At 62.8% G+C, this 12,861-nt stretch carries 12 protein-coding genes; 3 read left to right on the top strand and 9 right to left on the bottom strand.

Annotated features, from left to right (window positions below; translation table 11 throughout):
- Nucleotides 1-156: 156 nt before the first annotated feature.
- A complete protein-coding gene (locus A0O30_RS21560; protein ID WP_105947928.1) occupies nt 157-1,023 on the top strand; it encodes a LysR family transcriptional regulator in 867 nt (288 codons plus the stop codon).
- Here A0O30_RS21560 and A0O30_RS21555 read toward each other — a convergent pair.
- The 6 genes from A0O30_RS21555 to A0O30_RS21530 all read right to left on the bottom strand — a co-directional run bounded on the left by A0O30_RS21555 (nt 997) and on the right by A0O30_RS21530 (nt 5,836).
- Nucleotides 997-2,151 carry an HPP family protein gene (locus A0O30_RS21555; RefSeq protein WP_105947927.1) on the bottom strand — a complete coding sequence of 385 codons (1,155 nt, stop codon included), beginning with the start codon at nt 2,149-2,151 and terminating at the stop codon, nt 997-999. The genes A0O30_RS21560 and A0O30_RS21555 overlap by 27 nt on opposite strands.
- Before the next feature lie 342 nt (nt 2,152-2,493).
- A complete protein-coding gene (locus A0O30_RS21550; protein ID WP_060498285.1) occupies nt 2,494-3,813 on the bottom strand; it encodes a sensor histidine kinase in 1,320 nt (439 codons plus the stop codon).
- Nucleotides 3,810-4,478: a response regulator transcription factor gene (locus tag A0O30_RS21545; protein ID WP_019097600.1), complete on the bottom strand. Its 669-nt coding sequence runs from the start codon at nt 4,476-4,478 to the stop codon at nt 3,810-3,812. Before A0O30_RS21545 ends, A0O30_RS21550 begins: the two co-directional genes overlap by 4 nt.
- Nucleotides 4,479-4,793: a PepSY domain-containing protein gene (locus tag A0O30_RS21540; RefSeq protein ID WP_019097599.1), complete on the bottom strand. Its 315-nt coding sequence runs from the start codon at nt 4,791-4,793 to the stop codon at nt 4,479-4,481. It lies immediately after the preceding gene.
- Nucleotides 4,793-5,101, bottom strand: a complete 309-nt coding sequence (locus A0O30_RS21535; RefSeq protein WP_016714736.1) for a PepSY domain-containing protein — start codon at nt 5,099-5,101, stop codon at nt 4,793-4,795. The genes A0O30_RS21540 and A0O30_RS21535 overlap by 1 nt, the downstream gene beginning before the upstream one ends.
- A gap of 120 nt (nt 5,102-5,221) precedes the next feature.
- Entirely contained in the window at nt 5,222-5,836 is a 615-nt protein-coding gene (locus A0O30_RS21530; protein WP_105947926.1) for a hypothetical protein, read from the bottom strand.
- A gap of 188 nt (nt 5,837-6,024) precedes the next feature.
- Between A0O30_RS21530 and queD the strand changes: the two genes are divergently transcribed.
- Entirely contained in the window at nt 6,025-6,381 is a 357-nt protein-coding gene (gene queD, locus A0O30_RS21525; RefSeq protein WP_019097597.1) for a 6-carboxytetrahydropterin synthase QueD, read from the top strand.
- 10 nt (nt 6,382-6,391) lie between these two features.
- On the opposite strand, the gene A0O30_RS21520 is transcribed toward queD, so the two are convergent.
- Nucleotides 6,392-6,874 (bottom strand): DUF1289 domain-containing protein, encoded by a 483-nt coding sequence (locus A0O30_RS21520; RefSeq protein WP_177410302.1) that lies wholly within the window; start codon nt 6,872-6,874, stop codon nt 6,392-6,394.
- Between the two features lie 406 nt (nt 6,875-7,280).
- On the opposite strand from A0O30_RS21520, the gene acnB reads away from it, so the two are divergent.
- Complete coding sequence (gene acnB / locus A0O30_RS21515; RefSeq protein ID WP_105947924.1) at nt 7,281-9,890, top strand: bifunctional aconitate hydratase 2/2-methylisocitrate dehydratase; 2,610 nt, start codon at nt 7,281-7,283, stop codon at nt 9,888-9,890.
- Nucleotides 9,891-9,962: 72 nt separating this feature from the next.
- Here the strand turns inward: acnB and prpD are convergent, their stop codons facing one another.
- Both prpD and prpF read right to left on the bottom strand, forming a co-directional pair.
- Nucleotides 9,963-11,447, bottom strand: a complete 1,485-nt coding sequence (prpD, locus tag A0O30_RS21510) for a 2-methylcitrate dehydratase (protein WP_016714739.1) — start codon at nt 11,445-11,447, stop codon at nt 9,963-9,965.
- A 162-nt stretch (nt 11,448-11,609) separates the two neighbouring features.
- Nucleotides 11,610-12,800, bottom strand: coding sequence for a 2-methylaconitate cis-trans isomerase PrpF (gene prpF / locus A0O30_RS21505; protein ID WP_105947923.1), 1,191 nt, complete (start codon nt 12,798-12,800; stop codon nt 11,610-11,612).
- Between the last annotated feature and the right edge of the window lie 61 nt (nt 12,801-12,861).

Below are 12,861 nucleotides of genomic sequence, written 5' to 3'. Positions count from 1 at the left end.
TGTTATTGAAGGGCGAACCTTGAGTATGGACCGCTACAACGGCGCCGCCATGGGACTAAAGTCACAACCGACCTGCAAATTTGCAGACAACGCAAAAGCGCCCCATAACGGTGCAAAGGCTCTAGAATAGGCCACCCTTCAGCCACCGAGCAGCCCATGGATATCGAACAGGCCCGAACCTTTCTGGAAATCGTGCGTTGCGGCAGCCTGGTCGCCGCTGCCGAGCGCCTGTTCGTGTCACAGACGGCCATTACCGCCCGGGTGCAGCGCCTGGAGCAGCAATTGGGCTGCCAGCTGTTCGTGCGCAGCCGCAACGGTGCCAGCCTGACCAGCGACGGCGAGGCCTTTGTCAGTTATGCCAACCAGCTGGTGCAAACCTGGGAAGCCGCTCGGCGCGACCTGCCGCTGCCTGAAGGCTGCCAGCAAGTGCTGCATGTGGGGGCAGAAGTCAGCCTGGGTAACCCGATGTTGCTTGACTGGGTCACTGCCCTGCACCGTGAACTGCCCAGCCACGCCATACGCAGCGAAGTGAGCGACGGCGAGTCGCTGCTGCGCAAGGTCGAGATGGGCCTGCTGGACGCTGCACTGGTGTACCAGCCGACCTACGGGCCGGGCTTGCAGGTGGAACAGTTGATGGAAGAGAAACTGATCCGCGTGCGCCGCGTCGACCAACCCGAACCGTATATCTACATCGACTGGGGCGAGGCTTTCCGCCGCCGGCACGATGCCGCCCTGCCCGATTGCGCGCGCCCGGCGTTAAGCTTCAACCTCGGCCCGTTGGCTTTGCAGTTCATTCTCGACCAGGGTGGCAGCGGTTACTTCCGCACGCGGGTGGTGCAGGCATACCTGGACAGCGGCGCGTTCGAGCGGGTACCGCAGGCACCGGAGTTCACTTACCCAACCTTCCTGGTGTATCCACGCGAACGCGACAGCGAAGCCCTTCAACAGGCCTTCACTATCTTGCGCCGACTGGTGGCTGCCGGCGCCAGCGACTGGTCACAGCGCTGGGACCCGGTTATCTGAAGCCTCGGCTTTGCTGAGCAACTGGCGCTTGAGGCCGGCGATCAGGTCAGTCTGGGTAATCACCCCCACCAGCTGGCCGGCGTCGAGCACCGGCAGGCAGTGCAAGCCTTGTTCGCACAACAGCGGCAGCAGACGCTCCAACGGGTGCTGGCTGCTGACACTCACCACCCGCCGGCTCATCACCTGCTCCATGCGCACCGCCTTGCGGCCAAACAGCCCGCGCCAGCTGAAACGGCCGCGCTGCATGGCCGGGCCAACCAGATCGCTGAGGCTGACGATGCCCACCAGCTTGCCGTGCTGTAACACCGGCAGGGTTTTCAGGTGGTGGCTGGCGAGCATTTTCCAGGCCTGCTCAAGGGTGGTATCGGGCGTGGCGAACTGCACGTCACGGGACATCACCGAGGCCGCCGTAATACCGCCGAGACTGCGCTGCAGGGCGTGTTGCTCGGTGGCGAGGATGATGCGCTCCAGCTCGTCACGGGTGACGTCGACGAACTCGCCCAGCTCTTCGAGGGCCTGGTCCAGGTCTTCACTGCGGATGCCAACCCGCTCGCCGGGCAGCGGGTCATGGGTGTGGTGCAGGTCTTTGCGCGGCACCGCGCCTTTCGGGTAGCGCACGCCCGTCAGGCGGTTGTAGACAATCGCCACTGTCACCAGGATCAACGCATTGAGCAGCACCGGCTCCAGCAGGTGGTCGCCCATGGCGGTCAGCCCTGAGTCAGCCAGCACGGCACTCACCGCCACCCCGCCACCCGGCGGGTGCAGGCAGCGCAGCAGGCACATCACCAGCAGCGAGATGCCCAGGGCGGCAGCGGCCACCCACAGCTCGGGGCCGAAGCCTTCACGCATGGCCAGGCCGACCGCGCCCGCGAGGGCATAGCTGCCCAGCACCGGCCAGGGTTGGGCCAATGGGCCGGAATGCACGGCGAACACCAGCACAGCCGAGGCGGCCAGCGGGCCAAGCAGGTGCAGGGCGATACCGGGGCCATAGGCGATGCTGGTCAGCCAGCCGGCGAGGAACAGGCCGAGCAACGCACCGATGGCGGCACGCAGCCATTCTTTTGGGGGAAAATTCAGGGGCGCCGGCAACAGCCGCTGCAGACGACTTTCGGAACGCGAGGCAGGCATTTAAGTAGTCGAGATCTTTGGTTTTTCTGATTAAAAAGAAAGCCCAGCCGAGGTGGCCTGGGCCTCGTATTGCGCGTGCAATACCACAAGGGGCTCCGTCCGTGGAGAGATGGAAACCGCAGGGTTTCGTGAACGGGATTTTGCCGGGCGGGGGGAGATTGGGCTAATTCAAAAAAATGCGGCTGTACTGCAATTTTTTTGCAGTACAGACAGGGCCTAGGGGGCGCTGTGCGCCCCTTTCGCGACACAAGGCCGCTCCCACAGGGATATGCCGTCCTCAGGCTCATGAAAATCCTGTGGGAGCGGCCTTGTGTCGCGATGGGCCGCACAGCGGCCCCGGAATTATCGGGCCTTGCGCGGCAGGTCGATATTGACGCGAAGCCCACCCAGCGGGCTCTCCAGCAAGGCCAGCCGCCCACCCCAGGCCTCGACGATATCGCGCACAATGCCCAGCCCAAGGCCGTGCCCGTCCACCTGCTCATCCAGCCGCGAACCACGCTCCAGCACCTGCTGCCGCTGGCCCTCGGGAATCCCCGGGCCGTCATCATCGACCCAAACCTGATAGCCCTCGGCATTCGGCTCAATGCCAAGGCGCACTTCGCTGTCGGCCCACTTGCAGGCGTTGTCCAGCAGGTTGCCCAGCAACTCCAGGAAGTCCTCACGGTCCCATGGCAACAGCAACCCGGGGGGCACATCGCTGGCCAGCAGCAGCCCTTCTCCATGGATCATGCCCAACGTGCTCAGCAACCCCGGCAGTTCGGCATCGCAATCGAATTGCGCACCGGGCAACGCATCACCCGCCAACCGCGCGCGATTCAGTTCGCGCGCCAACCGCTGCTGAATCTGCTCCAGCTGCTCACGCATCTGCGCCCGCACCTCGGGCAAGTCCTTCAGGCGCTCGCTGGACGCCAGGCTCAGCAGCACCGCCAACGGTGTCTTCAGTGCATGCCCCAGGTTACCCAAGGCATTGCGCGAACGCCGCAAGCTGTCTTCGGTATGGCTGAGCAGGTGGTTGATCTGCCCCACCAGCGGAGCCAGCTCGCTGGGCACCTCGGCATCCAGTTGTGACCGCTGGCCCTGCTGCAGTTGGGCGATCTGCTGGCGCGCCCGTTCCAACGGCCGCAGCGAGCGCGTTACGGTCATGCGCTGCAGCACCAACACCAGAATCAGTGCCACCAGGCCCATGCCAAGGCCGATCTGCTGCATGCGCCGAAAGCCCTCACGCACCGGCGAGTAATCCTGTGCGACGCTGATGGAGATGTCTTGGCCCAAGCGCCGGTAGTCAGCGCGCAGGGCTAGCAGTTGCTGCCCTTCCGGGCCGAGTTCATGGCTGTCGGAAAGGCCTGGCGCAGCAGGCTTGGGCATGTCCAGGTCCCACAGCGAGCGTGAGCGCCAGGTGCCTTTGTCGAAATCGATACGGAAGTAATAACCCGAAAAAGGCCGCTGATACGCCGCCGAGATGCGCCGCTCATCCAGCTGCAGGCCGGATGGCCCGCGCACCAGCGCCACCAGCAGGTTCTCGCTTTCCTTGCGCAGGCCGTTTTCCAGGTAACGCTGCAGGCCGGCTTCGAACAACCACAAGGTCAGTTGCGCCAGGACCACGCCGACTACCACCAGCACCGCGACCAGGCCAAGGCTCAAACGCGCCTGGATCGACTTCACCCGGTGCTCCCCGCGTAGATATAGCCCTGCCCGCGCCGGGTCTCGATCACGCTGCGGCCCAGCTTGCGGCGCAAGTGGTTGACGTGTACTTCCAGCACGTTCGAATCCCGCTCGGTTTCACCGTCGTAGAGGTGCTCGGCCAGGTGGCTCTTGGACAGGATCTGCTGCGGGTGCAGCATGAAGTAGCGCAGCAGGCGGAACTCGGCGGCGGTCAGCTGCACATCCACGCCATCACGGCTCACGCACTGGCGGCTTTCATCCAGGTGCAGGCCGGCAGCTTCCAGTGTTGGCTGATTGGCCAGGCCACGCGCACGGCGCAGCAGCGACTGGATGCGCAGTTGCAACTCTTCCGGGTGGAACGGTTTGCTCAGGTAGTCATCAGCCCCGGCTTTCAGCCCTTCGATACGCTCGGCCCACGAGCCACGGGCGGTAAGGATCAATACCGGTGTGGCCAGGCCGGCGGCACGCCACTGGGCCAGCACGTCCAGGCCCGGCAAGCCCGGCAGGCCAAGGTCGAGGATGATCAGGTCGTAGGGCTCGCTCTGGCCCTGGTACACCGCATCGCGGCCGTCAGCCAGCCAGTCCACGGCATAACCCTGGCGCTGCAGGCCGGTGGTCAGCTCGTCGGCCAGCGGTACATTGTCCTCGACAAGCAACAGGCGCATTCAGTCGTCTTCCTCGTCTTTGAGCAGGGCGCCGGTGCTGGCATCGAGCTTGATCTCGCGCACCACACCGTCCGCCGTCAGCAGTTCGACTTCATATTCGTAGCGATCGTCGTCCTCTTCCAGCTCGGCCTCCAGCAAACGCGCCCCGGGGTAACGCCCCAGGGCGGTTTCCAGCAACTGTTCGAGCGGCAGGATGACGCCCTTCTGGCGCAGCTTCAGGGCTTCGTCCTGGTCAAGGTCGCGGGCGGCGGCCAGCGAACACACGGCCAGCAGCGCCAGCGCGAGGTAGCGCGCTGGCCGCGGTAAGTGAATCATCAGTTGTCCCGCTCGTCCTTCAGCACTTCACCGGTCTTGGCGTCCAGCGCCACGTCCCATTCTACGTTCTGCGTGTCACGCAGTTCGACCTTGTAGATGTAGCGACCGTACTCGTCTTCCAGCTCCGAATCGGTGACAGTGGCGCCCGGGTGCTTGGCCACGGCGGTGGCTTTCAGCTCGTCGAGCGACTTGATGGTCTTGGCGTTGACCAGTTTGACCACTTCGTCAGGCTGTACGTCCTTGGCGAAGGCGGCATTGGCGCCCAGGGCAAGGGCGGCGGCGGTGAACAGGGCAGTCAAGGTTTTCATCGTGCTTCTCTCCTGAGAACTGTGCAAGTTGTCTACGGGGTTAAGATTAACCACCGGTCCTTAATTCAACCTGAAAACAGCTGGCGCCATGATAGCGCAGATGCCCCTGCCCCTTTGCATCTACAGCTTGTCCACTCCCTTGCGCATTATTTTCATCGCAAGCCAACCTTGCGCACCACTTTTCTCATTCAGGTATGGGAAGTCGTTTTCATACAGATACTTGATACGTAGGCCATGCACGCTCCACAGCTCCAAGTCGTAGATGATCGAGCCCACGGACGCGGCTTCTGGCCGAAATCCGGGAAGCCGCCATAACATGGTGGAATTGGCGAGCGGGTCATGACCCAAGGGCTCATCAGCACTGTATAACCTGAGGTAGCCGTTGCGACTGACATCCAGACGATGATTTCGATGCTTCCAGCGCCGGTCATTGCTATCCACACGAGCAGCACGAATCTCATAGTCGTACTCACCATCGGTCTCGTAACAGCCAAACCAGAACTGTGTAGCAAACTTTTGCGGATACTCGATATGAGGGTTTATGTAGGCATGCGGGGACGTGTGGTTGTCTTCCCCTGCGTGAATCCATCTTTCGGTAGCCAGGGGGGTAGGATCGCTGAAACTGCCGACCCTTTGAAAACCCTCTTCAAGGGCAGCCTGAGCTGTACTCGGCTGGTGCTGCCAATAGCATGCTGCGATGAAGCTTTTCTCAGGTTTGAAGGTGTAGGTATCCATCACGGTGATTCCTCGGTTTATGGCCAGCACCTGCAAACTACGGAGCCGCGAGCGCGAGTGGCACGAGGAACGCTTCCCTCGACAGCACAGTGGCTTGCCTATAGTCGGGTCAATGCGCCTGAGGAAGCCTTGTAGCGGGCATGCTGGTAAACTGCGCGCAATATTGATTCACACAGAGTTATGACCGCGTGGAAATTTTTAAAGAGTTCACATTCGAATCTGCCCATCGCCTGCCCCACGTCCCTGAAGGACACAAGTGCGGCCGCCTGCATGGCCACTCGTTCAAGGTCGGCCTGCACCTGACCGGCCCGCTGGACCCGCACACCGGCTGGATTCGCGACTTCGCCGAGGTCAAGGCGATCTTCAAGCCAATCTATGATCAGCTGGACCACAACTACCTGAACGACATCCCGGGCCTGGAAAACCCCACCAGCGAAGTGATCGCCAAGTGGATCTGGGAGCAGGTCAAGCCGCTGATGCCAGAGCTGTCGAAGGTGCGCATCCACGAAACCTGCACCAGCGGCTGCGAATACACCGGCGACTGATTCGCCCGGCTCACCGCCCCTGCGTGCTGCCCATGGCATCGCGCAGGAAGCTGGGGGCGATGTAGCGCTGGTAATGCGCTTCTGAAAGCAGGAAGAATTCGCGGTCGATGGCATCGCGCAATTGCGGCAGCTCCCAGTCACGGAACTCCGGCAGCAAGACCATGCCGTAGGCCTCAAGGTCTCGGATCATCCGCGCCCCGCGGGCAATCAGCTGGTACGCCCAGCAATACTCCGACTGCTGCTCGACAAAGCGGATGGAGCGCTGTTCCAGCTGCTGGCGCAGCAAGCCTTTGTCGAACACCTCCAGCTTGGCCATCATCACCTGCACCAGCAACTGCTCAAGGCGCAGCCATACCGCGCGCTTCTGCGCGTCGTCGTAGCCGTTCCAGTTGATCACTTCGTGGTGGAAGCGCTTGCAGCCACGGCACACCGTGTCTCCGTACACCGTGGAGCACAGGCCGACACAAGGGGTCTTGATGGACTTGTTGGACATGAAAAACAACAGCTTGGCGGTGGAACACGGCCCCATGTTAGCCCTTTGTCTAACCAGGGTCACTCGTTAAAGTCATCTTCTGCGCCTTACCTTCGGGCTTTTTTTGCCGTAGAATCATCCCGCCTTTTCAAAGGCAACAATGTCCGTTGGAAGCTGTTTTCAAAGCGTCACGAGCACAGTTAATCCGGTAGAACGGCGTTGGCCCGGGCCATGCACCCCTCGCATGCCCGCGCCAGCCCTCATCAGCTCCCCGTTCTGCAGGCGTAAAACTTTGAAAGCAGCTTCTGTAAGGATTCTTTGCGACCCTGGCTGGGCGGCCCACAAAGCCGTAGCAGTGCATGGGTGCATGGAATGCTGGATGAGCGTCCCGGACCCCCTTTAGGGACCACTGATGAGGGAAATAACTGTGCTTGAAGCCTACCGCAAACACATCGAAGAGCGTGCCGCCCTGGGTATCGTGCCCCAGCCGCTGAACGCCGAACAAACTGCAGGCCTGGTCGAGCTGCTGAAAAACCCGCCGGCCGGCGAAGAAGCCTTCCTCGTAGACCTGATCACCAACCGCGTACCGCCAGGGGTCGACGAAGCTGCCTACGTCAAGGCTGCTTTCCTCTCCGCCGTCGCCAAGGGCGAAGCCAAGTCGCCACTGATCGACCGCAAGCACGCCACCGAACTGCTGGGCACCATGCAGGGCGGCTACAACATCGAAACGCTGGTCGCACTGCTGGATGACGCCGAACTGGGCGCCGTCGCGGCCGAACAGCTCAAGCACACCCTGCTGATGTTCGATGCCTTCCACGACGTGGCCGAAAAAGCCAAGGCGGGCAACGCCCACGCCAAGGCCGTGCTGGAGTCCTGGGCTGCCGGCGAGTGGTTCACCTCGCGCCCGGCCATCGCCGACAAGTACACCCTGACCGTGTTCAAGGTGCCTGGCGAGACCAACACCGACGACCTGTCCCCTGCCCCGGACGCCTGGTCGCGCCCTGACATCCCGCTGCACGCCCTGGCCATGCTGAAAATGGCCCGTGACGGCATCGAGCCGTCGCAGCCAGGTTCGGTCGGCCCGCTGGCCCAGATCGAAGCCGTCAAGGCCAAAGGCTTCCCGGTTGCCTACGTCGGTGACGTGGTCGGTACCGGTTCGTCGCGTAAATCCGCCACCAACTCGGTGCTGTGGTTCTTCGGTGACGACATCCCGTACGTGCCGAACAAGCGCGCCGGTGGCTTCTGCTTCGGCACCAAGATCGCCCCGATCTTCTACAACACCATGGAAGACGCCGGCGCCCTGCCGATCGAATTCGACTGCACCAACCTGGCCATGGGCGACGTCATCGACGTGTACCCGTTCAAAGGCGAAGTGCGCCGCCACGGCAGCGACGAGCTGGTTACCGAATTCGCGCTGAAAACCGAAGTATTGCTGGATGAAGTGCGCGCTGGCGGCCGTATCCCGCTGATCGTCGGCCGTGGCCTGACCGAAAAAGCCCGCGCCGAGCTGGGCCAGGGCCCATCGGACCTGTTCAAGAAGCCAGAGCAGCCTGCCGACACCGGCAAAGGCTTCACCCTGGCGCAGAAGATGGTCGGCCGTGCCTGTGGCCTGCCAGAAGGCCAGGGCGTGCGCCCAGGTGCCTACTGCGAGCCTAAGATGACCACCGTCGGTTCCCAGGACACCACTGGCCCGATGACCCGTGACGAGCTGAAAGACCTGGCCTGCCTGGGCTTCTCCGCTGACCTGGTGATGCAGTCGTTCTGCCACACCGCGGCCTATCCGAAGCCGATCGACGTCACTACCCACCACACCCTGCCAGACTTCATCCGCACCCGTGGCGGCGTGTCGCTGCGCCCAGGCGACGGCATCATCCACAGCTGGCTGAACCGCATGCTGATGCCTGACACCGTGGGTACCGGTGGCGACTCGCACACCCGCTTCCCGATCGGCATCTCGTTCCCGGCCGGTTCCGGCCTGGTAGCCTTCGCCGCTGCCACCGGCGTCATGCCGCTGGACATGCCAGAATCGATCCTGGTGCGCTTCAAGGGCAAACTGCAACCTGGCATCACCCTGCGTGACCTGGTGCATGCGATCCCTTACTACGCCATCCAGAAGGGCCTGCTGACCGTCGAGAAGAAAGGCAAGAAAAACGCCTTCTCCGGCCGCATCCTGGAAATCGAAGGCCTGGACGAACTGACCGTCGAGCAAGCCTTCGAGCTGTCCGACGCCTCGGCTGAGCGTTCTGCTGCCGGTTGCACCATCAAGCTGCCAGAGAAGGCCATTGCCGAGTACCTGCAGTCCAACATCACCCTGCTGCGCTGGATGATCGGCGAAGGCTACGGCGATGCCCGCACCCTGGAGCGCCGCGCCCAGGCCATGGAAGCCTGGCTGGCCAAGCCTGAGCTGCTGTCGGCCGACGCCGATGCCGAATACGCCGAAATCATCGAAATCGACCTGGCCGACGTGAAAGAGCCTGTGCTCTGCGCGCCGAACGACCCGGACGATGCCCGCCTGCTGTCTTCGGTACAGGGCGAGAAGATCGACGAAGTGTTCATCGGTTCGTGCATGACCAACATCGGCCACTTCCGCGCTGCCGGCAAGCTGCTGGACAAGGTCAAGGGCGGTATTCCGACCCGTCTGTGGCTGGCCCCGCCAACCAAGATGGACGCCCACCAGCTGACCGAAGAAGGCTACTACGGCATCTACGGCAAGGCTGGTGCGCGCATGGAAATGCCAGGCTGCTCGCTGTGCATGGGTAACCAGGCACGTGTGCAGACCGGTTCGACCGTGGTCTCCACTTCGACCCGTAACTTCCCGAACCGTCTGGGCGACGCCACCAACGTGTACCTGGCATCGGCCGAGCTGGCTGCTGTCGCTTCGATCATCGGCAAGCTGCCGACCGTCGAAGAGTACATGCAGTACGCGAAAGACATCGACAGCATGGCTGCCGACGTTTACCGCTACCTGAGCTTCGACCAGATCGCCGAGTTCCGCGAAGCGGCAGCCAACGCCAAGATCCCGGTGGTTCAGGCGTAAGCTGAGTTACACGCTGTAAAAAAAGCCCCGGCAGCGATGCCGGGGCTTTTTCATTTGCCTGCTCACACTCGCTCAGATCACGAACAAATCCACAAACCGGTGCACCGCCATCCCTTCCAGCGTTTGCTGGTCCTTGCACACCTCCAGCACCTCCCCACACCGCTGCCGCGCAAACCGCGTTGCCAGGTTGGCCCTGAACTTGGCCTCCAGCAGGGGTATGCCCTCCCCTCGCCGCCGCCGGTGCCCGATCGGGTATTCCACCACCACCTGCTCGGTACTGCTGCCATCCTTGAAGAACACCTGCAGCGCATTGGCGATCGAGCGCTTGTCCGGCTCCAGGTACTCGCGGCTGAAGCGCGGGTCTTCCACCACTTCCATCTTCTCGCGCAGGCGGTCGATGCTGGGGTGGTTGGCATGGAAGGTGTCTTCATAGTGCTCCGCCACCAGATGCCCGAAGATCAACGGCACTGCCACCATGTATTGCAAACAGTGGTCACGGTCAGCGGCATTGGCCAGCGGGCCGCTCTTGGAAATGATGCGGATTGCCGACTCTTGGGTGGTGATGACGATGCGGTCGATTTCATGCAGGCGGTTACGTACCCGTGGGTGCAGGGTGACCGCCGCTTCGCAGGCAGTCTGGGCGTGAAATTCGGCAGGGAAGCTGACCTTGAACAGCACGTTTTCCATCACGTAGCTGCCCAAGGCCTGGGGCAGACGCAGTTCGTACTGCCCGGCGGGCTTGAGCGCCAGGTCCTTGTTGGTATGGCTGAACGATACGTCGTAGAAGCCCCATTGTGGCGCCGTGAGCACACCCGGCACGCCCATCTCACCGCGCAGGGCGATATCGGCCAGGCGCACGCCACGGCTGGACGCATCACCCGCCGCCCAGGACTTGCGTGAGCCGGCATTGGGCGCATGCCGATAGGTACGCAGGGCCTGGCCATCGACGAAGGCATGGGACAACGCCGAGAGCATCTGTTCGCGGTTGGCGCCCATCAACCTGGCGCACACGGCAGTCGAGGCCACTTTCACTAAAATGACGTGATCGAGACCGACGCGGTTGAACGAGTTTTCCAGTGCCAGCACGCCCTGGATCTCATGGGCCATGACCATGGCTTCGAGCACATCACGCATCAGCAGCGGTTTTTCACCAGCGGCCACGCGCTTCTGCGACAGGTGATCGGCAACGGCCAGGATACCGCCCAGGTTGTCCGAGGGGTGAGCCCATTCGGCCGCCAGCCAGGTGTCGTTGTAATCCAGCCAGCGCACGGTGCAGCCGATGTCCCAGGCTGCCTTGACCGGGTCGAGCCGGTAGGCGGTACCGGGGACGCGGGCACCATTGGGCACCAACGTGCCTTCCACCTGAGGGCCAAGCAGTTTGGTACATTCGGGAAAGCGCAGGGCCAGCAGGCCGCAGCCCAGGGTGTCCATCAGGCAGTTGCGTGCGGTGTCGAGGGCTTCGGCGGAATCGACCCGGTAGCCAAGGGCGTAGTCGGCCAGGGTTTGCAGCACCCGGTCGTAGTCCGGGCGGTCATTAAGGTCAACGTTGGCGCTCATCTCCAGCTCCTGTGAATTGGGGCTGCTTTGCAGCCCATCGCCGGCAAGCCAGCTCCCACAGGGACCGCACAGACTTTGAGGCCTGCGCAGTACCTGTGGGAGCTGGCTTGCCGGCGATGGGCCGCACAGCGGCCCCTCTTGAAGCCGAGCGCCAGTGGTGCGTTAGAAGCTATCGCCAGGCACGCGAACCCAGCCCTCCATCAGCACGCGAGCACTGCGGCTCATGATTGCCTTGGTCACTGTCCACTCACCATTCACCTGACGCGCCTCGGCCCCGACCCGCAAGGTGCCCGAGGGGTGGCCGAAACGCACGGCGCTACGCTCACCCCCGCCGGCCGCGAGGTTGACCAGCGTGCCCGGAATGGCAGCCGCAGTGCCAATCGCCACCGCAGCGGTCCCCATCATCGCATGGTGCAGCTTACCCATGGACAAGGCGCGCACCAGCAGGTCGATATCACCGGCTTGCACCGCCTTGCCACTGGACGCAGTGTAGGTGCTCGGCGGCGCAACGAACGCCACTTTTGGTGTGTGCTGACGTCCGGCTGCCTGGTCGACGTTTTCAATCAGGCCCATGCGCAAGGCACCGTAAGCGCGAATGGTCTCGAAACGCAGCAGCGCCTGAGGGTCCCCGTTGATGGCATCCTGCAGTTCGGCACCGGTGTAACCGATATCGGCCGCATTGACGAAGATGGTCGGAATGCCGGCATTGATCAGGGTGGCCTTGAACGTACCGACGCCCGGCACCTCCAGTTCATCGACCAGGTTACCGGTCGGGAACATCGAACCGCCGTCACCGTCTTCGTCGGCTGCCGGGTCGAGAAACTCCAACTGCACCTCGGCCGCCGGGAAGGTCACCCCGTCCAGCTCGAAATCGCCGGTTTCCTGCACTTCACCTTCGGTGATCGGCACATGGGCGATGATGGTCTTGCCGATGTTGGCCTGCCAGATGCGCACCGTGGCGATGCCGTTGCGTGGAATGCGCGCCGCGTCCACCAGGCCACTGCTGATGGCGAACGAACCGACCGCCGCAGACAGGTTGCCGCAGTTGCCGCTCCAGTCGACAAACGCCTTGTCGATACTGACTTGGCCGAAGAGGTAATCGACATCATGCCCGGGCTTGATGCTTTGCGACAGGATCACCGTCTTGCTGGTGCTGGAGGTGGCGCCGCCCATGCCGTCGATCTGCTTGCCGTAAGGGTCGGGGCTACCGATTACCCGCAACAGCAGCGCATCGCGGGCAGGGCCTGGGATCTGCGCCTGCTCGGGCAGGTCTTGAAGGCGGAAGAACACGCCTTTGCTGGTGCCGCCACGGATATAGGTGGCGGGGATTTTCACTTGCGGTACGTGAGCCATTGCTTCGCTGTCCTGTCTGATAGGCATAAAACCTCGGGGCTGCCGTGCAGCCCATCGCCGG

This window comes from Pseudomonas sp. LLC-1, assembly GCF_002992185.1.
GTDB lineage: Bacteria > Pseudomonadota > Gammaproteobacteria > Pseudomonadales > Pseudomonadaceae > Aquipseudomonas > Aquipseudomonas monteilii.
The sequence above is the reverse complement of the archived record's forward strand: the minus strand, read 5'-3'. Positions and strand labels throughout refer to the sequence as shown.